Below are 23,991 nucleotides of genomic sequence, written 5' to 3'. Positions count from 1 at the left end.
ACGCGGCCCCGGCGAACACTCGCCGGGGCCGCGCCGCATCCATCGAAGACGAGGCCGATCAGTACAGCCGTCCTCGTGGTAGCCGTGGTTCACGGTTCCTGAGAGGGTGTTGCTAAACCTCGCCCCGCAATTGACTTCCTGAGGGAGGCGCCGCTACGCAACCTGCGGGTACGATGGACTTTGGCGCCGACCGAAGGATCTCGCCGGTAGAACCGAGGGGCCGGCTGCCGCGCCCGGAGGACAGTCCTTCGCGAAGGCGGACGAGATCCTTCGGTCGCGCGCAGGCGGTTGTGTGGCTTCTTGTTACGCGTGGTGCGCTCCCTCAGGAAACCACCTTTGAGCAAAGACGCGGCCCTTGTCGAGATTGCCAGAGACCGCCTGCGCTTCCATCGGGCATTGCCGGCAAGCGGAATCAGTAGCGCGGGCAGGTGTCTCCGGCATACTGATCGAGGAGGGCGGTCCCGACACCCACCAGGTCCCCGCTGAGCCCGGCAAGCAGAAGGCGCAAGAACCCAGCGAGTCCCTCTCCGTCGGCGCTCGCCTGATTCGCCATCTTGGCCATGCTCTCCTGCGTCAGGCCCGTGCTGTAGTGCTCATGGACGATCTTCCAGCCCATCTGCGTGCGTTCGTAGGCGAGCGTCATGCTCCCCGGCACACGCACGGGACCTGACTGCGTCGGATACTCCATGGTCATGGGCGCAAAGGCCAGCGCGTGGTCCGGACCCATGAGCGTTACGTCGACCGTCCCAAGCCTCACGAAGAAGCTTCCCTGCGCTCCGGCCAATGCTTCGGTTTGCTGGCGCAACGCACTCCACCCCTTGAGAATCTGTGCATCGTTGATCGAGGTGACGCGAGAGGTCGGCACGTACAGGGGCAGCGTCTCCATCGGCTCGTAGTTGGTGGCGGTGATCAACCGCCCCACCTCTGCGCGGATCTCTTCACGAATCCGTTGCTGCTCACTCACCGGCTGGGTCGCGGCGGTCACCGGGAGAAGGAGCAGGATGACGGGCGCGATGAAGCGAATCTGCATGGGAGCCTGGAAGAGCGTGTGGGAGAACGGCCGGCGGTTCAATGGTAGAGTCGGGCTTGAGCACTGGGATTTCTCATGCTCCACCTGCCGGACGCGGAGTCGCGCGGTGCAGGCGATCCTGCGCGAGCCAATCTTGATCTTTCGCCGGTAATGAATTCGGTGTCTGAGGCATTATAAGAGTATCGGACAGACCGCGTCGTTTTCCCGATCCCCCACAAAGGAGCGAAAGATGAAGAAGCTCGTGCTCGACACCGACAGCCTGCGCGTGGAATCGTTCGAGGCGAACAGCTCCGCGCCGGACCGGGGCACCGTGATGGCCAACAGCACCCTGGCGTACACCTGCACCGCGCAGAAGACCTGCAACTACACGTGCGAAGAAACCTGCGCCACGCACATCTGCATCTGCTGAATTCGAGGCTCAGGCAGAAGATCGTCTCACGCGGAGGAAACAGGGGAAGCAGAGAAGGTTTCTCTGTGGCCTCTGCGTCCTCTGGGTGATACCAAATCTTTTGTGGATTCGCGGTCGACGTGCGGAAACGAAGCGGCCCCGGCGAAATCCGCCGGGGCCGCTTCGTGTCCATGAAAGACGATGCCGGATCAGTACGAGCCGCCTTCGCGGTAGCCGTGGGCGATGACGCGGTTGGTGGCGCGGCCGTTCACCTGCATGTAGCGCTCGCCGCCGTACTCGGCCAGGAACACGTAGAACTCGTCGCGGCCGTCGTTGATCACGAAGTAGCGCACCCCCGGCTCGGCGTTGCGGCGCGGGGTGAACGGGACCAGCTGTCCGCGCAGCACGCGGCCGTTCTTGCGCCAGGTGTAGGCGCCGCTGGCGTCGATGTTCAGAATCCCCATCGTGGCGTTGTCGGTGACGTCGCTCCAGTCGTCCTGGTCCACGCGCATCCCGGGCTCGGTGAGCCCCCAGCGTCCCACCAGCCGCCGGTCCACCACACCCGCGCCGTCGTCGTCGTAGTCGTAGTCGTCGCCGGGCCGGTAGGGTGGGCCGCCGTCGTAGGCGCCGCCGCCCAGGCTGCTTTCCACCTCCAGCGTGTATTCGCCGGTGCCCGACAGCAGCGGGTTCACGCGCACCACGTACTCGCCGTTGTTGGGCAGCGTGACGTCGATGCGCGAGTCGCGGCCGCCGGCGCCGTCGTCGTCGCGCTGCAGCACGCTGCCGATGCCGTGGCGCCCGCCGCGCGTGCCCATCACCAGCTCGGCGTCGAAGTCGGTGGAGCGCAGCGTAAGGGTAAGCCGCTCGCCGCGGCGGCCCTGGTACGTGTACAGGTGGAACGCCGCGCCGTTGTCCAGCGTGGGGTCCGACGAGTGCAGCCGGCCGCTCACGCGCCGCCCCGCCTGCAGCGGGCCTCCGCTGGACTCGTACCCGCCGCCGTACACCGGCTCGGTGGGCGTGGCGCCGTAGTCGCCGCCGTAGCTGGCGCGGCCCCCGTTGAGCGTCAGCGTGTACGGGCCGGTGTCCTGGCGCAGCGAGCTGGCGCGGATGACGTAGGTGCCGTCTTCCGGCAGCCGCACCTCCACCCGCGAGTTGGTGCCGTTGCCGCCGTCGTCGTCGCGCGCGATCTCGCGAAACGCGCCGCCGCGGCGCCGCGTGCCCAGGTACAGGTAGGTGTCGAACGCGCCGGACTCCATGGTGACGATCACCGTTTCGCCGCGCCGCCCGTCGAACGTCCACTCGTCGTAGTAGCTGTCGTCGTCGGTGCGCGGGTCGCCGGAGCTAAGCCCGCCGCGCGTCACCTCGCCGGGAACGATGGAGCGCTGCGCGGACGCCGGGCCGGCGGTGAGCGCCACCGCCGAAACGAGCAGAAGGAACCGCTTGGTCATCTGTGGATCAGGGAACGGGAGGGTTGATCGGGGCCGTACGGGGCTGCCGTGAAAGGTTGCGGCCCCCGGCGGAATTCGCAACATCCGCCGTGGACGGGGCCGATGTACGTGCGCCCCGCCCCAGCGGTTTCGGCGGCAATCGCCCAGACGGATCCGGCGGATTGGGAGGATGCGGACGCGGGGCGGCAAACGGTGGGGCGGGCTTCCGCATCTCAATCCGCGGCGCCTATTTTTCCGCAACCGGCGGCGCGGCGGCGGGGTACACGCACCGTCATCGATCCCACGGACGAAAAACATCCACCGAAACCCGACGTCCAGGATGCAACACACGTCACTGATCCCGGTCTTCGCCCTTCTCGCCCTCACCACGGCGTGCGGGGGCGCGGCTTCAGGAAGCCAGACCGCCCGCGAAAGGGAGCGGGAGCAGCTGGAAGAGGTTCCCGCGGCGCGCGCGCCGGTGGCGGCGCAGGCCAGCGACCGCGCGCAGGACTCGCGGCGCACGGCCATCGTCGTGGCGTCGCAGCGGGTGGCGCCGGCGGTGGTGAGCGTAAACGTGCTGCGGCGCGAGCGGGTGGTGCCGCGCACGCTGTGGGAAGAGATGATGCTGCCCCCCGGCGCCGAGCGCGAGACGGCCGGCCTGGGATCGGGCTTCATCATCACCGCCGAGGGGCTGGTGATCACCAACGAGCACGTGGTGCGCGCGGCGTCGGAGGTCGTGGTCACGCTGCCGGACGGGCGCGAGTTCGACGCGGACGTGGTGGGGAGCGACGAGGTGAACGACCTGGCCCTGCTGCGCATCCGCCTGCCGCGCGGCGAGCCGGCGCTTCCCGTGGCGCCGCTGGGCAACAGCGACGGGCTGATGATCGGCGAGTGGGTGATCGCCATCGGCAACCCGTTCGGCTTCCTGCTCAGCAACCCCGAGCCGTCGGTGAGCGCGGGGGTGGTGAGCGCCGTGGGCCGCAACATCCTGGGCGGCGACGGCCAGCGCAGCTACAGCCTGGACATGATCCAGACCGACGCCTCCATCAACCCCGGCAACAGCGGCGGCGCGCTGGTCAACGCGCTGGGCGAGGTGATCGGCGTGAACTCGTCCATCCTCAGCAACTCGGGCGGCAGCGAGGGGCTGGGCTTCGCCATCCCCATCAACCGCGCGCGCCGCATTGCCCTGGACCTGGCCGACGACGGGCAGTACCGGCGCGCCTGGATCGGCGCCGAGGTGGAGCCGGTGCGCGCGGAGGGGCCGCGGCGGCTGGCGGAGGTGCGCATCTCCGTCATCGCGCCCGGCTCGCCGGCGGAGCGGGCGGGGCTGCGCACGGGAATGCGCGTCGTGGGCATCGGCCGGCAGCGGGTGCGCACGCCGCTGGACTGGCAGGCGGGGCTGCTGAACGCGGCGTACGGCGAGCCGCTGGAGGTGCGGGTGATGGAGAACGGCCGCGAGCGCGCCGTCCGCGTGCAGCCCGGCGACCTGCCCTCGGTGAACGCCGAGCGCATCCAGGCCCTGCGCGACTTTCAACTGGTGACGCTGACCCCCGCCATCCGCGCCGAGCGCGGGCTGACCAACGAGCAGGGCGCGCTGATCGTGGGGCTCTCCGACGCGGCGCGCGGGCTGGGGCTGCAGGAGGGTGACCTGGTGCTGCAGATCAACCGGCTGCGCATCACCAGCGCCGAGAGCGCGGCGCAGGCGCTGCAGCAGCTGGGCGGCCGGAGCGTGGTGATGTACTTCGAGCGCGGCGGACGGGTGGGGAGCACGCAGTTCGTGATCGGAGGGTGAGGCGGTGAAGGGGTGAAGGGGTGAAGGGGATGTCACCCGCCGGGATCCTCCCGGGCGGGTGAACCCGCGGCTGGAAAAGCGGGAAGCCCCGCAAACTGCGCGGGGCTGCGCATCCACGGGCTCCTGCGCGCCGGCCTGAGCTGCGTCGCACCCAGGAGATTGTCATCCTGAGGCCCGGCCACGCAGAACCTTCTTCTCGCGCTGCGGGTCGCAGGGCCGAAGGATCCAGTCTCGGATCGCGCGTGGCCGGACGCGGCAGCCCGCGCGACAGCCTCGGCCACGACTGAGCCGGACATAGCCGACCGGCGGCGCGCGAAGGGGCACGGCGAAATCGTTCGTGCCCCTTCTCTCATCCTCCTGGACTCGTTGGACGGGCGCACGATCTCGTCGGCTACGGCGGGTTTCGGTGCGAGGGCCGCCCGTTACCGAAGGAGATTCTTCGGTCGGCGCACGGGCGACGGTGCGTGAAGGACGGGTACGCGCGGCGCCTTCCTCGGAATGACAGCGATCATCTTGGGAGTTCCGGCATCACACGACCGTCCCTGCTCCGCTTGCAAATCGTTACGGCGCCGCCGTCTTGGCGAGAAGCAGGCGGGTGAAGTTCAGGCCGGGAAATCCGATCAACCGGAGACTCGGCCAATGACGACCTGGATCATCCGCCTGCACCTTCACGACGAGCGCGCGCTGCACGCCATGGTGCTGCGCCGGCACCCGCGGCTGGACCGCGCGATGCACGCCGTCACGCACCTGGGCGACGCGGCGGTCACCATCGGGGTAACGCTGGGGCTGGCGATGGGCGCGGTGCCGGCGCTGCGGGACGCGGGGCTGCGCGCGGCATTCGCGCTGGTGGCCTCGCACGCGGTGGTGCAGCTGCTCAAGCGCACCGTCACGCGCGCGCGTCCGCGAATGCCCGAGGGCTTCGCCGCGCTGGTGCAGCCGCCCGACCGCTTCAGCTTTCCCTCGGGCCACGCCGCGTCGTCGCTTTCCGTGGCGCTGGCCCTGGCCGCGGTGCTCCCCGTCCCCGCCTCCGCCGCCCTCGTCGTGCTGGCGATGGTGGTGGGCCTGTCGCGCTGCTACCTGGGCGTGCACTACCCCGGCGACGTGATCGCCGGCTGGCTGCTCGCCCTCCTCGGCATCATCGCCGCCGCGCCGGTGCTGGCCCTGCTGGGCTGAGCCGCCACGCCCGGGAGGTTGGGATCGCCGGGAGATCGGGATCGCGACAGGGATCGAGCTGCGTCCGACGCGGCGCCCCCTCCGCTCGCTTAGGCTCGCACCTCCCCCAACTTCGGGGGAGGTTGGGTGAGCCGAGGGATCGGGGCTCTACGAAGGGTATCGAACTGGCGCCCGACAGGGCCCCCTCTCCCCCGGCCCCTCTCCACCCGCTGCGCGGGAGAAAGGGGAGAATTCGATCTCGTCTTGGCAGGCTGCGGACTGGCTGGCTGGGGGCCCCTCCCCCGGCCTCTCTCCGCTCGTTCCTCGGGGAGAGGGGAGAATTCGATCGCGATCCAGATACTTCGTCGGGCGCGTCACCCTCCCCCGCGCTGTTTGCGGGAGAGGGCCGGGGAGGGGGGCCCGGCGGACGCAGCGCGATCCCAATCGAAATCACCCGCATCCCTGCCCTGCAGTCCGCGCAGGCGGACTTTGCGAATTTCCAGCGGCGAATTCATTCGCTCTGCGAGGTGGGCGAGTCATGCGAGCCCGGAGGGGGCGCCCCGCCGGCGCAGCGCACCATCGGTCGAACCACCCCGAAGCGCACAAAAAGCCCTCCCGCCGATCCGGATGATCGGCGGGAGGGCTCCCGGCATGCGGAAGGGCGCGGGTGCGCTCTACTCCACGACCGCGGCGGAAGGCTCCACCCCTGCCGCGTCAGTCTCCACCACGACGGCTGTCTCCGCCGTCGCAGCTGCGGCCGCCGCCGCGGCGGCGACGCGGGCAAGAAGCTTTTCCACCTCTTCCACCACGCGGCGCGGCTCGATGGGCTTGGCCAGGTAGCCCTCGCACCCGGCCTCCGTCGCCCGCTGGCGGTCTTCGGCCATGGCGTGCGCGGTCAGCGCGATCACCGGGATGTGCGCGGTGGTCGGGTCGGCCTTCAGGCGGCGGGTGGCTTCCCACCCGTCGATCCCGGGCATGGCCACGTCCATCAGGATCACCAGGGGGTGCAGTTCGCGCGCAAGGCGAATGCCCTCCTCGCCCGTGCCGGCTTCGGCCACCTCGTGACCGCAGTGACGCAGGATCGTGGTGTATATGGTACGATTGTCTTCGTTGTCCTCCACCAGGAGGACGGCGACTGAGTTCATGTTTGGTCCGGTCAGGCTGAAATGGCGTGCACGATGGAACGTATGCAAGAACCGGGCAGGGCCGCTTCAGCAACTGCATCCATGTACCCTGCTGTGACGGCATCGGTCCGCACGGCAACGGGATCGGCGTGTTTCGCCCGTCCGCCGCGATTGCCCGGGCGGGGGCCGGTGCGGTATCGTTCCGCACCGGCGCGAACCCCTCACCTGCCCGCTCATGAGCTTCGTCCAGGCGCCGCCCGCGCTGGGCAACCAGTACGACGACGACCCGGCCCTGCGGTCCCTGCTGGCGCGGCTGCTTCCCCCGCCCGTGCTGGCCGGCGTGGAGCCCGGCCTGCGGCGGATGGGCGGGATTTCCGCCGAGCTGTACCCCGCCCAGCTGGCGGACCGGCTGAGCGAGCCCGTGCTGACGCAGTGGGACGCGTGGGGCAGCCGCGTGGACCGCATTGAGCTCACGCCCCTGTGGCGCACGGCGGAGCGCATCGCGGCGGAGCACGGGGTGGTGGCCACGGCGTACGAGCGCGCCCACGGCCGGCTCAGCCGCATCCACCAGTTCGCGCTGGCGTATCTCTTCACACCATCGACAGATATCTACGCCTGTCCGTTGGCGATGACCGACGGCGCGGCGCGCGTGCTGACCGATTCCGGCAACCGGGCGCTCATCGATCGCGCCGTCCCGCACCTCACCAGCCGCGACCCCGCCGCCTTCTGGACCAGCGGGCAGTGGATGACGGAAACGGTCGGCGGCTCCGACGTGGGCGGCACGGGGACGGAGGCCCGGCGGGACGCGGACGGCGGCTGGCGGCTGCACGGCCGCAAGTGGTTCACCTCCGCCGCCACCTCGCAGATGGCGCTCACGCTGGCCCGGCCCGAGGGGAATCCGCCCGGCGGGCGCGGCCTGGCGCTGTTCTACGTAGAGACGCGCGGCGAGGACGGATCGTTGAGGGGCATCCGCATCGACCGGCTCAAGGACAAGCTGGGCACCCGCAAGCTGCCCACCGCGGAGCTCACGCTGGACGGCACCCCCGCCATCCCCGTGCTGGGCCTCTCCGACGGCGTGCGCTCCATCGCCCCCATGCTGAACGTGACGCGCACCTGGAACGCGGTGAGCGCTGTCGCGCTGATGCGCCGCGGGCTGGCCCTGGCCGACGACTACGCGCGGCGGCGGACGGCGTTCGGCGCCCTGCTGGCGGAGCAGCCGCTGCACGCGGACACGCTGGCCGGCCTGCGGGCGGAGTGGATGGGCGCGCTGCACCTTACCTTTCGCGTCGCGGAGCTGCTGGGCGCGCAGGAGGCGGGCGACTTGGACGACGCCGGCCGCGCGCTGCTCCGCGTGCTCACCCCGCTCGCCAAGCTGACCACCGCCCGGCAGGCCGTCGCGGTGGCCAGCGAGGTGGTGGAGTCGTTCGGCGGCGCGGGGTACGTGGAAGACACGGGGATCCCCATGATCCTCCGCGACGCGCAGGTGCTCTCCATCTGGGAGGGGACCACCAACGTCCTGTCGCTGGATACGCTCCGCGCGCTGGACTCCGCCGGCGGCGTCGGCACCGTCCGCGCGGAGGTGGAGCGGTGCGCCGCGCAGGTCGCCGATCCCGCGCTCGTCCCGCTCGTTCAGGCGGCGGCGCGCGCGACCGAGCGGGCGGAGGCGTGGCTGGAGGATGCGATGCGCGGGGGACGCGCGGAGGTGGAGGCGGGCGCGCGGCGGTTCGCGCTGACGCTGGGGCGCGCGCTGGAAGTGGCGCTGCTGGCGTCGCACGCGCAGTGGGAGACGGATCGCGGCGAGCGGGACGCCGCACGGGCCGCGCGCCGGCTGGCGGCGCACGGCATGGACCAGGTCAGCAATTTTGCGGGGATGATGATGGAGCAGGCACTGCAGGCGGAGGTGGCGGGATGACGATGGTGGACGAGACGGAGCTGCTGGTCGCCACCCGGCGCGACCTGCACCGGCACCCGGAGATCGGCTTCAACGAGCACCGCACCGCCGGCATCGCCGCGGAGCGCCTGCGGGCCGCGGGCTACGAGGTGCGGACGGGGATCGCGGTCACCGGCGTGGTGGGCACGCTGCGCGGCGGCGCGGGCGACGGGCCCACGCTGCTGCTGCGCGCGGACATGGACGCCCTGCCGATCACGGAAGAGACGGGGCACGACTTCGTATCCACCCTCCCCGGGTCGATGCACGCCTGCGGGCACGACGCGCACGTGGCCATCGGCCTGGCGGTGGCGGAGCGGCTGGCGCGCACGCGTGACCAGTGGCGCGGCACGGTGAAGTACATGTTCCAGCCGGCCGAAGAAGGGCTGGGCGGGGCCGTGGGGATGATCGAGGCCGGCGTGCTGGACGGCGTGGATGCCGCACTGGGGCTGCACGTGTGGCTGGGGCTGCCCAGCGGGGTGGTCGGCGTGGTCCAGGGGCCGCAGATGGCGGGGGCGATCGAGTTCGGCATCGAGGTGCGCGGGCGCGGCGGGCACGGCGCCATGCCGCACGAGACGGTGGATGCGCTGTACGCCGCCAGCCAGATCGTGGTCGCGCTGCAGAGCGTGGTGTCGCGGACGGTGCCGCCGCTGGAGCCGGCGGTGGTGACCATCGCCGCCTTCCACGCGGGCGCGGCGCACAACGTGATCGCCGAGACGGCGTCGCTCAAGGGCACGGTGCGCGCGTTCGATCCCGCGCTGCTGCACCAGCTTCCGCACCACGTGGAGCGGGTGATCGCCGGCGTGTGCGCCGCGCTGGGCGCCACCTACGAGTTCCGCTTTCGCATCGAGGGCCCGCCGACGGTAAACGACCCGCGGATGGCGGAGATCGTGCGCCGCGAGGCGGAGCGCATCGTGGGCGCGGACCGGGTGCGCACCGACCCCGACGTGCGGACGATGGCGGCGGAGGACTTTGGCGACGTGCTGGCGCGCGTGCCCGGCTGCTACTTCTTCGTCGGCGGCCGCAGCGAGGAAAAGGGGATGACGCACCCGCACCACTCGCCGCGCTTCGACCTGTGCGAAGACTGCATGCCCGTCGCCGTCGACGTGCTGGAGGCCGCGGCGCGCGCGTACCTGGCGGGCGGGTGACGGGGTCGGGGGCGGATCAGGTGTGATTTCGGCCGGCATTCACGCAGGTCCGCCAGCAGGGGGTGGATCCGTTCGCCGCCGGGGCACCGCAAAGTCCGCCAGCAGGGGTGGATCAGTTCACGCCGGCATCGCGAGGTGCGCCCCGGGAGCGAATGAACTCGATGCAAGGACATCGCGAAGTCCGCCCCAGGAGCGGACGAATTCGATGCAAGGACATCGCGAAGCCCGCCCCAAGAGCGAATGAATTCGCCGCTGGAAATGCGCAAAGTCCGCCTGCGCGGGCTCGGCGGCCCGGCGGTTTGCGGCGTTCCAGGCACCTGCGCGTCCGCAACGGGGGGGGTAATTCTGGCCGGCTCCACCCCAGGAGCGAATGAATTCGCCGCTGGAAAAGCGCAAAGTCCGCCTGCGCGGACTCGGCGGCCTGGCGGTTTGCGGCGGCCCAGGGCACCTGCGCGTCCGCAGCCAGGCACGTGCGGCTCGCGCGGTAACGCCGCAGAGGCCGGGTGACGTTCGCACCCTCTCCCACGTGTGGGAGAGGGTGCGAGCCTGAGCGAACGGGTGAGGGGTGACGCCTACGCGCGCTTGAGCTTCGTGAGGTACTTACTGCGGAAGTGGCTGACCTTGGGGGCGATGACCACCTGGCAGTAGCCCTGCCGCGGATTGCGGGCGAAGTACTCCTGGTGGTACGACTCGGCGGGGTAGAACTCGGTGGCCGGCACCACCTGCGTGACGATGGGGTTTTCCCACACGCCCTCGGCCTCCAGGTCGCGGATGACCTCGCGGGCGGTGTCGCGCTGCGCGTCGGAGTGGTAGAAGATGGCGGAGCGGTACTGCGTCCCCACGTCGGCGCCCTGGCGGTTGAGCGTGGTGGGGTCGTGGACGGTGAAGAACACCTCCAGGATCTCGCGGAACGAGACCTCGGCCGGATCGAACGTCACCTGCACCACCTCGGCGTGGCCGGTAATGCCGGAGCACACGGCATCGTACGACGGATTGGGCATGTGCCCGCCCATGTATCCGCTCACCACGCTTTCCACCCCCCGCAGCTCATCGAACACCGCCTCGATGCACCAGAAGCAGCCGCCGCCCAGGGTGGCGACCTCGCGCTGATCGTTCTTCGTCATCATCCCCCCCTCCACGATATAAGGTCCGTCGCGCATTCTGGGCCACGCCACCGGCGCGCGCAATGGCGTGGACGGATGTGTTACAGGAGGGGCGTCCACATCCACAGGGAGTGCGCGTTGTCCTTTCTGGCGGGTGAAGACGAACCGGAACCGGGGGGTGCATCATGAGACGCCACCATCACACACTCGTATGTCTGTCGCTGCTGGCCACCGCCGCCTGCACCCTTGATTCGGTGACGGGGCCGCAGGCCGTCCCCGTATCCGAAATGCAGGCCAGCGCCGCACGGGCGGATGATCCAGCCTCCGCCACCCAGCGTGGCCCAGAGCAGGTGTGGATCAACCCGCTGGGCCCCGAGGCGCTGATCATCGTCGACGGCGTAATCCAGCAGGAGGCGCCGCACCTGATGGCCACGGAGATCGCGGACGTCCAGATCGTCCGCGGCAAGGCGGGGCTCCGCGACGGCGTGGGCCGGACATGATCTTGATCACCACCACCCGCACCTCACGCGCCCGGTAGCCAGTCGCCCGAAACGACGCGCGGCAGCCCGTCCACCGGGCGGTTGTAGAAGTAGGCCCACGCGGCGGCGCAGCGGCCATCCTCCCCCGCCGCCTGCACGATGCGCCGGACGAACAGGGATTCGTCCGGCGCATCGGCGTCGTAGCCCTCGTAGTCGTCCAGCGCGGCCAGCAGCGCATCCGCCGCGCCGGCACTCACCACGTACAGCTCGCCGGCAATGCGGTCCGCGGGATGGGCCGACGGCACCGCGGCGGGGTAGCGGCCGGCATCGTACAGGACGCCGCCGATGGCCGCGCGGCCCACGCGCCGCACGCCGCGCATCAGGCGAGCGTGGGCGGAGCCGGCCGCGTCCGCGCGCAGGGTGCCGTAGACGAACAGGTGATGGGGCATGGCGGTCCTTGTTCCATCTGCAGCAAGGTGGACGGAATGCGCCGCGGTACGCTCCGTGCTTGCAGGGCGCGCGGCGGCCGGTGCCATGCGCGCCGGGGCCGTTCTGGCTGACCCGTGTGGACGGAGATGAAGACGATGAGCAAGAGCGAGCGCAGCGCGCATACCACGACGGACCACGACTTCATCCGCCGCTGGGTGGAAGAGCGCGGCGGCAGGCCCACGCACGTAAAGCGCACCGGCGGCGGCGACGACCCCGGCATCCTGCGCATCGACTTTCCCGGCTACTCCGGTGAGGGCTCGCTGGAAGAGATCGGCTGGGAAGAGTTCTTCGAGAAGTTCGAGGAGAGCGAGCTGGCCTTTCTGCACCGCGACATCAAGGGCGACGACGGCGAGCTGGACCGCTTCAACAAGCTGGTGAGCCGCAAGGGCCGCGAGGACGAAGACGAGGAATAGGAACAGAAGTGCGAAAGTGCGAGAGCAAGGCACATCCACTCCCGCACTCCCGCACTCCCGCACTTTCGCACTTCCCCGGATGGCACGCGCGTTGCGCTCGGCCAGTCCGACCCGACACTCGAACTCGGAACCGCGCCGCCGGGGCCACGCACGGCACCCGGCGGTGCTTTCAGAAACCCGGCGGCACGCATGTCCCTGCACCTGTTCAGCACCCCGGTCCAGTGCACCCGGTGCGGCACCGTCGTCGACGATCCCACGGTCGACAAGTGCCCCACCTGCGGCAACCTGCTCAAGGAGCGCCGCGCGCCCCGGCGCCTGGCCGGCGTCGAGACGCGCTACGGCAGCCTGCGCACCCTGCTGGCGGTGCTGCGCTTTCTGGGCGTGATGGTCCTGGCCCTGGGCGGCCTGGTCTTCTTCAGCACCCTGGGCGACGACGGCGCGTCGAACCTGAACGGCGCCATCGTCTTCGTCAGCAGCATCGTGGTCGCCGTGGCGCTGTTCGCGCTGGCGGGGATGTTCGTGCTGATGATGGACATCGAAGAAAACACCCGCTCGTCGTTCCGCATGCAGCAGCGCATGCTGGAGGGGATGGAAACGCGCCCCGGCGGCGATGCGCCCGCCGCGGCGGAGGCGGAGGCACAGGTTCCGCCCGCCGCCGCGCACTGACACCGAAAGCACGCAGATGAAGTTCCTGAAACGCACCGCCGTCCCCGCCGCGCTGGTCCTGGCGGTGGGAGGCGGCTTTCTGGCCGTGCGCGCCGCCACGCAGACCGCGGGCGGCGCCCTGCAGGCCCAGGCCAGCGCGCTGGTCCCCAACCAGAGCGAGTGGAGCGTGTTCGCCTGGTCGCTGGACCGCAACGAGCCGCTGTTCGCCATCAACGCCGACCAGCCCATCATCCCGGCCAGCAACAACAAGGTGTACAGCGCCATCTGGGCGCTGGCCGAGCTGGGCCCGGACTACCGCTTTCCCACCGACCTGCTGATCACCGGCCCGGTGCAGAACGGGGTGGTGCGCGGCGACGTGGTGATCCGCGGCTCGGGCGACCCGGCGTTCGGGTACGCGGAGTACGACAAGGACCCCATGACCAGCCCGCGCCGGATGGCGGCGGGGCTCAAGCGGCTGGGGGTGACGTCCGTGGAGGGCGGCGTGATCGCCGACCCGTACGTGCACGACCGGCAGAACTACGGGCCCGACTGGCCCCGCGACACGGGGAACGGGGCGGCGCGGTACGCGCCCACGGTGAGCGGCCTGCCCTTCAACCGCAACATGCTGTGGGTGCGCATGACGCCCGGCGGCTACATCCGCGAGCCGGACGTCCCCGAGATCCCCATCGTCAACCGCTCGCGCGGCGGCGGGGGCAACGCGTACGCCGTGCGCCAGCCGGACGAGGACACCATCCGCATTCGCGGCGGCGGGCAGGGGCGCTTTGGGGTGGGGGCGTACGAGCCGGCGTACCTGGCGGGCGGCGCCATTCGCCAGGCGCTGCGCGAGGCGGGAATCCAGGTGCGCGGGCCGCTGCGCATTGCCCAGACGCCGCAGGGCGCCACGCTGGTGCACCGGCACTTTTCCATCCCGCTGATGGACATGGTGTTCCAGCTGGGCCGCCACTCCGACAACTTCTTTGCGGAGCACCTGTGGAAGGCGGCGGTGGCCAAGGCCACGGGGCGCGGGACCTACGCGGCGGGAGGCAGCGCGTCGGCGGTGTTCTTTCACGACGCGGCGGGGATTCCCTGGGGACAGATCTGGCAGGCGGACGGCTCGGGGCTCTCGGCGCAGAACCGCACCAGCGCCGAGGCGCTGGTGCGCTCGCTGATCTACGCCCACAAGCAGCCGTGGTCCGCCAAGTTCCACGAGTCGCTCTCCATCGCGGGCGACCGCGGGGGGACGATGGCGCGCATGTTCAACACCGGCCCGGCGGCGGGGAACCTGCACGCCAAGACGGGCTACATCAACGACGTGCGCACGCTGAGCGGCTACGTGAAGACGGCCAGCGGCGAGAACGTGGTGTTCTCGTTCCTGTACAACGGACGCAATACTTCGGGCGCGCGCGGCGTGCAGACGAATTTGGGGAACCTGCTGGCGGGGTACCGGCGATAGGGAAGAAGAAGTACCTAGTGCCAGGGATCGAGTGCCCGGCGCCGGAAGGTGCGGGGCACTTTGGCGTGTGGAGGAAGCGCATTCCTTTCACGCCGCGAAGTTCGATGCTACATTCCCCGCTCCCGCCGTTGGAACCACATCCACGAAGGAGGAGCGATGAAGAGGAACGGGATTCTGCGCTGGAGCTTTGCCGCAGTCACGGCGGCGTCGCTGGTGTTCGGCGGCACGCAGGCGTTCGCCGCGCCGGGCGCGCAGAAGGGGGCCGGGTGGTGCGAGCCGTACGAGTGCCGTGCGATGTGCGGGACCGGCTGCGGTGGAACCTGTGTGAACAACGAGTGCTGGTGCGACTGCTGAGCAGGTGAGACGGCGGGGGCCGGCACGCGCCCGGCCCTCGTCGCAATCCGCAAATGAGATCGGCACGCAGAGGCCACAGAGGCATGTTCTCTGTGGCCTCTGCGGCCTCTGGGTGAGAATGGTCTTTGCCGGTCACGCGCGCGGCCCTCTCGCCCGCCATCCGTTCCCGCTTACCTTGTCTCGCGGCGGAAACGCGGAGATGCGGCTTCTCCGCGAACGTTCTGACTCTCGTACCTTTTTGCCCCGGAGACGTGTGGGATGACGACGAGCGACACGGCGACCGATCCGCGGTACCCCGTCGGCAGGTTTCAGCGCGGCGTGGAGCCGACGCCGGAGCGCCGCGCCGAGTGGATCGACGAGATCGCGCAAACGCCGGAGCGGTTCCGCGCGGCGGTGCAGGGGCTGACGGACGCGCAGCTGGACACGCCCTACCGCGACGGCGGCTGGACGGTGCGGCAGCTGGCGCACCACGTGCCCGACAGCCACATGAACGCCTACACGCGCTTCAAGCTGGGGCTCACGGAAGACAACCCGGGGATCAAGACCTACGACGAGGCCGCGTGGGCGCTGCTGGAAGACACGCGCGCCACGCCGGTGGAGACGTCGCTGGCGCTGCTGGAGGCGCTGCACGTTCGCTGGGTGCACGTGCTGCGGTCGATGGACGACTCACAGTGGGCGCGCACCATTCAGCACCCGGACCACGGCCCCATGCGGCTGGAGAACATGCTGGCGCTGTACGCGTGGCACGGCCGCCACCACGTGGCGCACGTCACCCACCTGCGCGAACGGATGGGCTGGTGACGGGCGAATCGGCGGACCTCGGGAAGCTGCGCCTCTCGCACCCCTCCGGCGCCACGGCGGAGGCGTACCTGCAGGGCGCGCACGTGACGTCGTGGACCCCCGCGGGCGGCGCGGAGGCGCTGTTCGTCAGCCGCGCCGCGAAGTTCCAGCCGGGGACGGCCATTCGCGGCGGCGTGCCCGTGGTCTTTCCGCAGTTCGCGGAGCTGGGCCCGCTCCCCAAGCACGGCTTTGCGCGCACGCTGCCGTGGGAGCGGGTGGAGGGCGGCGACGCCACGTCGGTGCGGCTGCGCCTGCGCGACTCGGACGAGACGCAGCGCATCTGGCCGCACGCCTTTCTGGCGGAGCTCGCGGTGGAGCTGGGGGCCGACCGCATCGCGCTGACGCTTTCCATCCGCAACACCGACACGGCGCCCTTCACCTTCAGCGCCGCGCTGCACACGTACCTGCGCGTGGGTGACGTGCGCGAGATGGTGATCGAGGGGCTGCACGGCGTGCGCTACCGCGACCGGGAGAGCGGCGAGGAGCTGAAGGTGGATGACGCGCGCGAGGTGACGGCCGGCGGGGAGGTGGACCGCGTCTACCTGGACACGCCGCCCCAGCTGCGCGTGCACGACCGCGCCAACGGCCGCACCTTTCGCGTGCAGTCCACCGGCTTCGCGGACACGGTGGTGTGGAACCCGTGGGCCGCGGGCGCCGCGAAGCTCGACGACATGGAAGACGAGGAGTACCTGGAGATGATCTGCGTCGAGGCGGCGCAGGTGGGGTCGCCCGTCACGCTGGAGCCCGGCGCGGGGTGGACCGGCGTCCAGCGGATCCAGGTGATCCCCGATCGTTCCGCGGAGCCGGCGGACTGAAGCAGGTTGGGGGTACAGAGGAACAGAGAAAAAGATCAGAGGAACAGAGGAAACCTGTGTGGGCCTCTGTTCCTCTGATTTTTCCTCTGCTCCTCTGTACCCCAACCTTGTGGAGCTGGAAGGATCGCGATCAGGGCGTCGGTGGCAGGAAGCCTTCGGCGGCGTGGGCGAAGGCGGCGTCCATCTGGCCGGCGGCGCGGAGAACGGACTGGGCGCGCGCGTCCTCGGCCAGGGCGTGCGACGCGTCCAGCTCGGCGATGGCGGCGACGAAGCAGCCGGCGATCTCGCGGTCGCGCACGCACCCCAGCCCGTGCAGCCGCCGCCCCAGGTGGTCGATGCGCGCGGCGGCGCCGTTCAGCCGCACGTGCGTGGGCGCGTCGTCGCGCAGCCCGCGCGCGATGAGCCGGATGGACTCGGAAAAGGTGGGGTTCGCCATCACCCCTCCCCGTGCTCGTCGCGCGGAATGGCCCGGGCCCCGCGGCGGGGCTGGCCGCGGCGCCCCCGCACCCGCTTTTCGCTGGGCGAAAGCTCAACCGGCGCGTCGTTCCTGGGCACCACGGCCGGCGGGGTGAGCAGCGGAAGCCGCACGGTGAACACGCTTCCGCCGTCCGGCTCGCTCTCCATGGTCACGTCGCCCCCCAGCATGCCGGCCAGCTGGCGGGTGACCGCCAGCCCCAGCCCCGTTCCCCCCATCCGCGAGTTGCTCTGGTCCACCTGCCAGAAGGCGTCGAACACGTGCTCCGCATGCTCGGGGGCAATCCCGATCCCCGTGTCGCCCACCCGCAGCAGCACGGCGCCGTCCTTCATCATTTCCAGCGCCAGCCGCACCTCGCCCGCTTCCGTGAACTTTACGGCGTTGGCGGCCAGGTTCAGGATGATCAGCCGCACCTTGCCCGGGTCGGTGCGAAAGGGGAGGGGCCCCTCGGGGATCGCGAGCGGAAAGCCCAGCCCCTTGGCGGCGGCCAGCGGCTCCACCATGGCCGCCGCGTCGCGCACCACGGCGGCCATGTCCAGCTCGCGCAGCCGCAGCTCGAAGCGGCCGGACTGCTGCTGGGCAAAAGTCAAAATCTCTTCGATGAGCTCCAGCAGGTGGTCGCTGGCGCGGCGGATGCGCTCCACGTGGTGGCGCTGCTTTTCGTTCAGCGGCCCCGCGGTTTCTTCCGTCAGCAGGTCGGTAAAGCCCTGCACCGCGGTAAGCGGGGTGCGGAACTCGTGCGAGATGGTGCCCAGAAAGCTCTTGCGCGCCCGCTCGGCCGACGCGGCCTCGTGGCGCGCCAGGTTGGCCTCGTCCAGCAGCTCCTCGGCGCGGCGGGCGGTGAGGGTGGCCGCCTTGCGGGCCTCCTCCGCCGCGCGGCGCGCCTCTTCGGACTCGGCGTAGAGGCGCGCGTTGTCGAGCGCCATTCCGCACCGGCGCCCCAGGTCCTCGGCCAGCAGCAGGTCGGCGGCGTCGTACTCGCGGCGGGTGTCGGAAACGAAGGTGATGGCGCCCATGGTGCGCCCCCGCGCCGACATCGGCACCATGAGAAACGAGCACGCCCCCAGCTCGCGCAGCAGCGCGCGGTGCTCCTCCTGCGCGATCCCCTCCAGCACGCCGTCGTTCTCCAGCACGAAGTCGCTTTCCTGCGTGCGGATGACCCGCGGGGCGCCCAGCGGGTCGTCGCGGCCGGGCGGGTGCGCGTCGTAGAACTCGCGCGCCAGCACCTGCTTGGCGGGGTCGGGATGGATGACGGCCACGCGGCGGATGGTGTCGTCGGGCTCCACCACGTCCACCATGCACCAGGTGCCAAAGTGCGGCAGCGCCAGCCCGGCCCCGGTGGCCAGGGTGGTCTCGGTGTCCAGCGACTTGGCCAGCACGCGGCTGGTCTCGGCCAGGAACGCGAAGCGGGTGCGGCCGTCGGGAAGGGCGGGATCGGCCTCGGCGGGAAATCCGTCGTCGGTCCGCGCTTCCGGGCTCAGCGTGCTCATGCGCTCCTTCGCGCGGGGAGGTACCGGCTCCTCGCCGGCTGCAGCCGGGGAGGACCAGTGAACGTAACCTGTTGCAGCCAAACAAACAAACTGGCGGCTCGCGCACGTACCGCCATCGGGCCGATCGCGGCAGATGCGAAAAGCCCGCCGGGAGATTTCCCACGGCGGGCCCGCTTCGATCTCGCCCGTCGGCACCCAGGGGGGCGCGGTGATCGGCGTCATGCCCAATCCGCAAAAAGGATCGTCTCACCCAGAGAACCCAGAGGCCGCAGAGGAAGTCACTCTGCGGCCTCTGGGTGCGACGATTCTTTTGCCGGAGCTGGGATTACGCCCGCCGCCGCGAGGTCCCGATCATCCGGGGCAGGCGGCGGATGCCGGCCGCGCGGGGCGCCTCGCAGTCCCGGACGATGGAACGGACCCGCTCGGCGGCTTCGGCGTGCCGCTCCGGCCGCACGCGCGCCAGAAGGATGCGCAGGGCCAGCGCCTCGGCCCATTCGGCATCCCCCTGCTCCATCTCCCTCTCGTTGGCCATGACGGTCACCGGTTTGTCATGGTGGACGCCAGGACTGTCCCTCGTCGGCGCGACAGTCATGACCGGCTCCCGCGAACCCGCCCGCCCGCCTGGGTGTCCGGCACGCTGCGCAGCACCCGGCTGAACAGCCGCTGCAGGCCGTCGTCGGGGGCGGGGGGCGGGGTTCCGGCAAGGTGTGCCCCAATGCGCCGCGACGTCGCCCGTCTGAGCGCCCGCGGCAGGCGGCCGCGCCACCTGCGGATGGTGTCCGGGCGTACGCCGGCCAGCGTTGCCGCGGCTTCGCACGAGAGCGCGCCGGTCGCGCTCAGGAACCTCGCCACCAGCTGGACCCCCTCCGCCTCGGCGTCCGGCCGCGAAGACGTACGCGGCGGCGGAAACGGAATCATTCCCGTACCGGTCATCCCGCTACCTCCCGAACGCGCCGCGCAGCCCCGCCGCCGCCTGCTGAACGGCGGTGCCCGCATTCCTGACGACGGCGCCCATGCCGAAGAACTCGTGCGTCACGCCCTGATGCGCCATCTACGTCCTTCGTCATGCGTATCCGCCGGGGACCGAGTGCCGCCGGCGAATGCCGGCGCGGGGCCGCGAAGCACCCGCCGCTGATCGCGCGGGACGCCGAAACGGCTGGGAGGCAAAAGACATACCCAAACTGTCGCGAAATATGCGACAGATTCAGGGGCCTTGAAAGCAACTGTCGCAGTTGGGCCAGGGACGTGAAGCAAGCACTTGCATTACGGGGGCCGCGACCATCGGCGTCCTCTTCCGGACGGCGTGGTCCGCCGCATCCGCCCGGCGCCCTGGTGCCTTCTCTGAGGTGCCGCTGGTTCCGTTTCTGCAGGACCGGGGACGCGCACACGGGGAGGGTGCGAGCGCTGGTTTTCCATCGCCATTGAGAGAACGGAATGAGCCGTACACTCGACCGCCGGGCCGAGGCGCGCCTGGCCGACCTGCTGCGCGGCCGCCTGCTCGCCGCCATCCACACCGGGCGCCTGACCGCCGGCAGCCGGCTGCCCAGCTACCGCGAGGTCTCGGACGAGACGGGCGACGACCTGCGGGCGGTGGCGCGCGCGTACGCCGTGCTCGAAGCGGAGGGGCTGGTGGAGGTGCGCGGGCGCTCGGGCGTCTTTCTGGCCGAGCAGAAGCGCGTCGGCGGGCGCCTGCTGGCCGAGACCGCACGCTGGCTGGTCGCGGTGGGGCGGGAGGCGTGGATGCGCCGGCTGCGCGTCCCCGACCTTCCCGACTTCATGCGCGAGTGCACGGCGTCGCGCGTGGTGCGCTGCGCCTTCGTCGAATCGACGGTGGACCAGGTGGCCTCGATCGGAACGGAGCTGCGCGAGGACTTTGGCTTCGAGGTCGCGCCCGTGCACGCCGACCGCTTCGCGCCCGTCGCCGTGGAGGACGAAGACCCGCGGCCCCGGCTTCCCGCCGAGCTGCGCGAGGCCGACTTCATCGCCACCACCGCCTTTCACGCCAAGGAGATGCAGGGGGCGGCCACCATGCTGGAGGTGCCCCTGGTCGTCATCCGCCTGAACCCCATGTTCATGCGCGAGGTGCAGCGGACGCTGGCCGAGCAGGAGATGGTGGTGGTGTGCGCGGACCCGCTCTACGCCGAGCGGCTGAAGATGTTCGTGGGAGACCAGCATCCGGAGCGGGTGCGCACGGTGCTGGCCTCCAACCGCGAGGAGGTCGCCCGGCTGGACCCGTCGCTCCCCGTGCTGGTGTCCGAGGCCGCCCGCAGCCAGCTGTCGGACCTTCCCCTGCCGCGCTCGTTCCCCGACCAGCCCATGATCTCTCCGGAATCGGCCGACGAGCTGCTGGAGCTGCTCATCCGGCTGAACCTGGAAGAAAGCCGCGGGCCGGCGCCCGGGTGAGCGGTCTCTCGCTGGAGTGATCCGGACGAACCACCGCTGCGGGCGGTACGAGCCGCGGAACCAGCGCTGCCCCGAAGCAGGGCGGAACGGTGGTTGACCGTCTCTGCGCCCGCGACGCAAGGGGCCGCGGTCAGGCAGGAAGCTTGAGCGTAAAGACGCTTCCCACTCCAGGCGTGCTCTCGACCCCCAGGCTGCCGCCCATTCCGCGCGCCAGCTGGCGGCTGATCGCGAGCCCCAGTCCGGTTCCCTCCTCCGTGCGCGTCAGGTCGGAGCGCACCTGCACGAAGGGCTCGAACACCGCCGCGACCCTGTCCGCCGGGATCCCCACCCCCGTGTCCCGCACCGAGAAGCAGATGCACTCCCCGCCGCGCTCGCATTCCAGGTGGATCCGGCCGCCGGGCAGGGTGAACTTCACCGCGTTCGACAGCAGGTTGACCAGGATCTGCCGCAGCTTGTCGGCGTCGGCACGTACGGACAGGAAGGGCTCCGTCTCACCCGTGATCAGCTCCAGCCCCTTCGCCCTGGCCTGCGGCACCACCAGCGACTCGGCGGCGGTGAACGCTTCCCGCACGGGTACGTCCTCGATGTCGTACGTGACCGTTCCGGTCTCGAGCTTGGTGTAGTTCAACACCTCGTTCACCAGGCCCAGCAGGTGCTTCTGGCTCAGGCGGATGCGCTCCAGGTCCACCCGCTGCTCGGGGGTGACCGGCCCGCGGATCCCCATCTCGATCAGCTCCGTGTAGCCGCCGATGGCGTTGAGCGGGGTCCTCAGCTCGTGGCTCATCACGGAGAGGAACTCGCCCTTGGCGCGGTTGGCGGCGTCCGCTTCGGCGCGTGCTTCCTCGTACTGGCCCAGCAGGTCGCGGAGCGCGTACTGGCGGGCACGGCCGTGCAGCGCCGCCCGCATCACGGAGATGAGCGAGGCGGGGGGGACCGGGCGGTCCAGCAGCACGACGCTTCGCCCGGCACTCATGCTCGCCAGGGCGGCCAGGGGCGGTGAGGGAGTCTCGGAGTTCGCCACGAACACCTGCACGGAGCAGTCGGACCATGCCGGCTGCCCGGCCAGCGTGCCGGCCAGAAGCCGCACCGCCTCCGCCGAGGAGAGCGCTTCCTCCACCAGAAGCGCGGCACCGGCGCCCTGCCGCAGCCCGGCGCAGAACTCGTCCATCGCCACGCACACGCTGGCCGCGAGCCCGGCCTTTTGCAGCGTGTCGCGCGCCAGCTCCGCGGTCCGGCCCACCGGCGCGAAGATCAGGACGCGGAACTCGGGCGCGCCGAAATCCACGTCCACCGCGATCCCGGCCGGCGCAGCATGCGGAGTGGCGGCCTCAGTTGGCGGGCGGTGCATCGGCCAGCTCCATCAGGGAAGCGTCGGGGCCCTCGAACGTCGGACTCCCCGAGAGCACCCCCCGGAAGCCGGTCAGCGGCTCCCCCACCTCGATTCCCTGAGGGGTAACCTGGAACTCGCGGATCCCGTGTCCGTGCCCGCCATAGCGCTTCTTGAAGACGGAGATCGCTCGCCGGATCGCGCCATCCGCCTCGAAGTGGCGCAGGAGGAGCACGGTGTCGGCGAGGTAGCTCACGTCCACGGGGCCGCCCAGCGTGGGTCCGAGCACGCCGTGCTGCGCCACGATCAGAATGGAGAGCACCGTCTGGCTGCTGAGGTAGGTGAGCAGCTCGTGCATCTGGGTGATCAGCATCCGCTCGTCCGGCATGGCGCTCATGTAGCCGGTCAGGCTGTCGATGACCACCATCCGGACCGCCCGCTCCTGCACCTGCGCCCGCACCATGTCCGCGAACTCGCCCGGCGACACCTCGCCCGTGTCGATCTCACTGAGCGTGATCATCCCCGACTCCAGGTGCGGGCGGATCTTCATCCCGATGCCTTCGGTGCGGTGGACAAAGGTCTCCGGCCGCTCGTCGAACAGGAAGATGATCGAGCGCTCGCCGCGCTCCGCGGCCGCGAAGGCGTAGTGCGAAGCGAGCGAGCTCTTCCCGGTGCCCGATGGGCCCAGGAACAGAGTGGAGCTCCCCTCCGCCAGCCCGCCGCCCAGCATATGGTCGATCTCCTCGATCCCGCTCTCGTGGGCGCCCCACGCGTTGTGCAGCCGCTCACCCGTCCGGAGCCGCGGGAACACCTTCACGCCGCCGGTGCAGATGCGGAAGTCGTGTACGCCGTCGTCGTACCGGATCCCCCGCACCTTCAGGACGCGGAGCTGGCGGCGCTCGTTGCCGTACGAGGTGGGCGTGTGGTTGAGGAGGATGACCCCGAAAGCCAGGTGCTGGAGCTCGCTGCCCCCTGGCATTACGGGCTGGTTGTCGAGGAACAGCACGGTCGCGCCCCGGTTGGCGAACAGGTCCTTGAGGATGAACAGCTGCCGCTGGTAGCGCCCCGGGTCGTTGGAGAGGAGGCGAAGCTCGGAAACGGCGTCGAACACCACGCGGGTGGGCCTGACCTCTTCGATGACGGCCCGTACGGCCGCCATCATCTCACCCAGCTCCACGTCGGCCGTGCGGAAGAGGACCTGCTCCGTGCCGAGGCCGGGGACGAGGTTCTCCGCCGAGATCTCGTAGACCTCGATGCCGTCCATCGTCCAGCCGTGCGAAGCGGCCAGCCGGCGGATGACCTCCTTGCTCTGGCTCAGGGTGATCAGCAGGCACTTCTCGCCCAGATCGGCACCCGCGCGCAGGAAGTGGAGTCCGATGAGCGACTTTCCGGTGCCCGGCTCCCCCTCGATCAGGTAGATCTCATGGGTGGGGAAGCCCCCTCCCAAGATCCGGTCCAGCCCTTCGATCCCCGTGGACGCACGGGGCACCTCCGGCGGCACGTTCTCGCTCACGATTCAGTCCTGGGGAAAAGCTGCGCACCGGAGGGGGAGTCTCGCTGGTCCCGGTAATCGGAAGCCCCGGCGCGCGGATGGCGCAGGGAGTACTGCATGTGGGGCGCCATGGCGGATCGCCGAGGATGCGCGGGCAAGGCCCGCCGTGGACCCGGCCGGCGTTCCCCGGCCGCCGTCCAGGAACGAGCGCTGGTACTCGCCCCG

General features: G+C 70.6%; 24 protein-coding genes. 13 read left to right on the top strand and 11 right to left on the bottom strand.

All coding sequences use genetic code 11. The annotated features are described in order from the left end of the window. Positions 1–412 precede the first annotated feature (412 nt). Positions 413–1,030 (bottom strand): YybH family protein, encoded by a 618-nt coding sequence (locus VGC13_RS03970; RefSeq protein WP_331123910.1) that lies wholly within the window; start codon positions 1,028–1,030, stop codon positions 413–415. Between the two features lie 229 nt (positions 1,031–1,259). Here VGC13_RS03970 and VGC13_RS03965 point away from each other — a divergent pair, with 229 nt between their 5' ends. After that, positions 1,260–1,439 carry a hypothetical protein gene (locus tag VGC13_RS03965; protein ID WP_331123909.1) on the top strand — a complete coding sequence of 60 codons (180 nt, stop codon included), beginning with the start codon at positions 1,260–1,262 and terminating at the stop codon, positions 1,437–1,439. Positions 1,440–1,627: 188 nt separating this feature from the next. Here the strand turns inward: VGC13_RS03965 and VGC13_RS03960 are convergent, their stop codons facing one another. Continuing rightward, the gene (locus VGC13_RS03960) at positions 1,628–2,866 is read right to left on the bottom strand and encodes a PPC domain-containing protein (RefSeq protein ID WP_331123908.1); all 1,239 of its coding nucleotides are present in this window, start codon (positions 2,864–2,866) and stop codon (positions 1,628–1,630) included. Positions 2,867–3,185: 319 nt separating this feature from the next. Between VGC13_RS03960 and VGC13_RS03955 the strand changes: the two genes are divergently transcribed. Together VGC13_RS03955 and VGC13_RS03950 are read left to right on the top strand one after the other, a co-directional pair. After that, on the top strand, positions 3,186–4,637 hold the full coding sequence (locus tag VGC13_RS03955; protein WP_331123907.1) for a trypsin-like peptidase domain-containing protein: 1,452 nt from the start codon (positions 3,186–3,188) through the stop codon (positions 4,635–4,637). Between the two features lie 639 nt (positions 4,638–5,276). Next, positions 5,277–5,810: a phosphatase PAP2 family protein gene (locus VGC13_RS03950; RefSeq protein WP_331123906.1), complete on the top strand. Its 534-nt coding sequence runs from the start codon at positions 5,277–5,279 to the stop codon at positions 5,808–5,810. 653 nt (positions 5,811–6,463) lie between these two features. Here VGC13_RS03950 and VGC13_RS03945 read toward each other — a convergent pair. Next, complete coding sequence (locus VGC13_RS03945; protein WP_331123905.1) at positions 6,464–6,934, bottom strand: response regulator; 471 nt, start codon at positions 6,932–6,934, stop codon at positions 6,464–6,466. 214 nt (positions 6,935–7,148) lie between these two features. On the opposite strand from VGC13_RS03945, the gene VGC13_RS03940 reads away from it, so the two are divergent. Together VGC13_RS03940 and VGC13_RS03935 are read left to right on the top strand one after the other, a co-directional pair. Continuing rightward, the gene (locus VGC13_RS03940; protein WP_331123904.1) at positions 7,149–8,825 is read left to right on the top strand and encodes an acyl-CoA dehydrogenase family protein; all 1,677 of its coding nucleotides are present in this window, start codon (positions 7,149–7,151) and stop codon (positions 8,823–8,825) included. Next, the gene (locus VGC13_RS03935; protein WP_331123903.1) at positions 8,822–9,988 is read left to right on the top strand and encodes an amidohydrolase; all 1,167 of its coding nucleotides are present in this window, start codon (positions 8,822–8,824) and stop codon (positions 9,986–9,988) included. The genes VGC13_RS03940 and VGC13_RS03935 overlap by 4 nt, the downstream gene beginning before the upstream one ends. A 572-nt stretch (positions 9,989–10,560) precedes the next feature. Here VGC13_RS03935 and msrA read toward each other — a convergent pair. Continuing rightward, on the bottom strand, positions 10,561–11,112 hold the full coding sequence (gene msrA / locus VGC13_RS03930; protein WP_331123902.1) for a peptide-methionine (S)-S-oxide reductase MsrA: 552 nt from the start codon (positions 11,110–11,112) through the stop codon (positions 10,561–10,563). Positions 11,113–11,276: 164 nt separating this feature from the next. On the opposite strand from msrA, the gene VGC13_RS03925 reads away from it, so the two are divergent. Next, entirely contained in the window at positions 11,277–11,591 is a 315-nt protein-coding gene (locus tag VGC13_RS03925) for a hypothetical protein (RefSeq protein WP_331123901.1), read from the top strand. 23 nt (positions 11,592–11,614) lie between these two features. Here the strand turns inward: VGC13_RS03925 and VGC13_RS03920 are convergent, their stop codons facing one another. Beyond that, positions 11,615–12,019 carry a gamma-glutamylcyclotransferase family protein gene (locus tag VGC13_RS03920; protein WP_331123900.1) on the bottom strand — a complete coding sequence of 135 codons (405 nt, stop codon included), beginning with the start codon at positions 12,017–12,019 and terminating at the stop codon, positions 11,615–11,617. A gap of 135 nt (positions 12,020–12,154) precedes the next feature. On the opposite strand from VGC13_RS03920, the gene VGC13_RS03915 reads away from it, so the two are divergent. The 6 genes from VGC13_RS03915 (at position 12,155) to VGC13_RS03890 (ending at position 16,579) form a co-directional block, all read left to right on the top strand. Then, the gene (locus tag VGC13_RS03915; protein ID WP_331123899.1) at positions 12,155–12,472 is read left to right on the top strand and encodes a hypothetical protein; all 318 of its coding nucleotides are present in this window, start codon (positions 12,155–12,157) and stop codon (positions 12,470–12,472) included. 189 nt (positions 12,473–12,661) lie between these two features. Next, on the top strand, positions 12,662–13,138 hold the full coding sequence (locus VGC13_RS03910) for a hypothetical protein (protein ID WP_331123898.1): 477 nt from the start codon (positions 12,662–12,664) through the stop codon (positions 13,136–13,138). 16 nt (positions 13,139–13,154) lie between these two features. Further along, entirely contained in the window at positions 13,155–14,570 is a 1,416-nt protein-coding gene (gene dacB, locus VGC13_RS03905; RefSeq protein WP_331123897.1) for a D-alanyl-D-alanine carboxypeptidase/D-alanyl-D-alanine endopeptidase, read from the top strand. Between the two features lie 156 nt (positions 14,571–14,726). Then, positions 14,727–14,924 (top strand): hypothetical protein, encoded by a 198-nt coding sequence (locus VGC13_RS03900; protein WP_331123896.1) that lies wholly within the window; start codon positions 14,727–14,729, stop codon positions 14,922–14,924. A 258-nt stretch (positions 14,925–15,182) separates the two neighbouring features. Beyond that, a complete protein-coding gene (locus tag VGC13_RS03895; RefSeq protein WP_331123895.1) occupies positions 15,183–15,725 on the top strand; it encodes a YfiT family bacillithiol transferase in 543 nt (180 codons plus the stop codon). Further along, positions 15,722–16,579, top strand: coding sequence for a D-hexose-6-phosphate mutarotase (locus VGC13_RS03890; RefSeq protein ID WP_331123894.1), 858 nt, complete (start codon positions 15,722–15,724; stop codon positions 16,577–16,579). Before VGC13_RS03895 ends, VGC13_RS03890 begins: the two co-directional genes overlap by 4 nt. Before the next feature lie 130 nt (positions 16,580–16,709). On the opposite strand, the gene VGC13_RS03885 is transcribed toward VGC13_RS03890, so the two are convergent. The 4 genes from VGC13_RS03885 to VGC13_RS03870 form a co-directional block, all read right to left on the bottom strand. Beyond that, positions 16,710–17,015 (bottom strand): hypothetical protein, encoded by a 306-nt coding sequence (locus tag VGC13_RS03885; protein WP_331123893.1) that lies wholly within the window; start codon positions 17,013–17,015, stop codon positions 16,710–16,712. Then, a complete protein-coding gene (locus VGC13_RS03880) occupies positions 17,015–18,544 on the bottom strand; it encodes a GAF domain-containing sensor histidine kinase (protein ID WP_331123892.1) in 1,530 nt (509 codons plus the stop codon). Before VGC13_RS03880 ends, VGC13_RS03885 begins: the two co-directional genes overlap by 1 nt. A 325-nt stretch (positions 18,545–18,869) precedes the next feature. Then, positions 18,870–19,076 carry a hypothetical protein gene (locus VGC13_RS03875; RefSeq protein ID WP_331123891.1) on the bottom strand — a complete coding sequence of 69 codons (207 nt, stop codon included), beginning with the start codon at positions 19,074–19,076 and terminating at the stop codon, positions 18,870–18,872. 56 nt (positions 19,077–19,132) lie between these two features. Then, positions 19,133–19,477, bottom strand: a complete 345-nt coding sequence (locus VGC13_RS03870; RefSeq protein ID WP_331123890.1) for a hypothetical protein — start codon at positions 19,475–19,477, stop codon at positions 19,133–19,135. Positions 19,478–19,978: 501 nt separating this feature from the next. Between VGC13_RS03870 and VGC13_RS03865 the strand changes: the two genes are divergently transcribed. Next, positions 19,979–20,947, top strand: a complete 969-nt coding sequence (locus VGC13_RS03865; protein ID WP_331123889.1) for a GntR family transcriptional regulator — start codon at positions 19,979–19,981, stop codon at positions 20,945–20,947. Positions 20,948–21,077: 130 nt separating this feature from the next. Here VGC13_RS03865 and VGC13_RS03860 read toward each other — a convergent pair whose 3' ends face one another. Together VGC13_RS03860 and VGC13_RS03855 are read right to left on the bottom strand one after the other, a co-directional pair. Next, positions 21,078–22,238 carry a HAMP domain-containing sensor histidine kinase gene (locus tag VGC13_RS03860; RefSeq protein ID WP_331123888.1) on the bottom strand — a complete coding sequence of 387 codons (1,161 nt, stop codon included), beginning with the start codon at positions 22,236–22,238 and terminating at the stop codon, positions 21,078–21,080. Between the two features lie 37 nt (positions 22,239–22,275). After that, complete coding sequence (locus VGC13_RS03855; RefSeq protein ID WP_331123887.1) at positions 22,276–23,787, bottom strand: ATPase domain-containing protein; 1,512 nt, start codon at positions 23,785–23,787, stop codon at positions 22,276–22,278. Positions 23,788–23,991: the final 204 nt, after the last annotated feature.

Source organism: Longimicrobium sp., from assembly GCF_036399255.1.
Lineage (GTDB): Bacteria > Gemmatimonadota > Gemmatimonadetes > Longimicrobiales > Longimicrobiaceae > Longimicrobium.
This window is presented reverse-complemented; position numbering and strand designations above follow the sequence as displayed.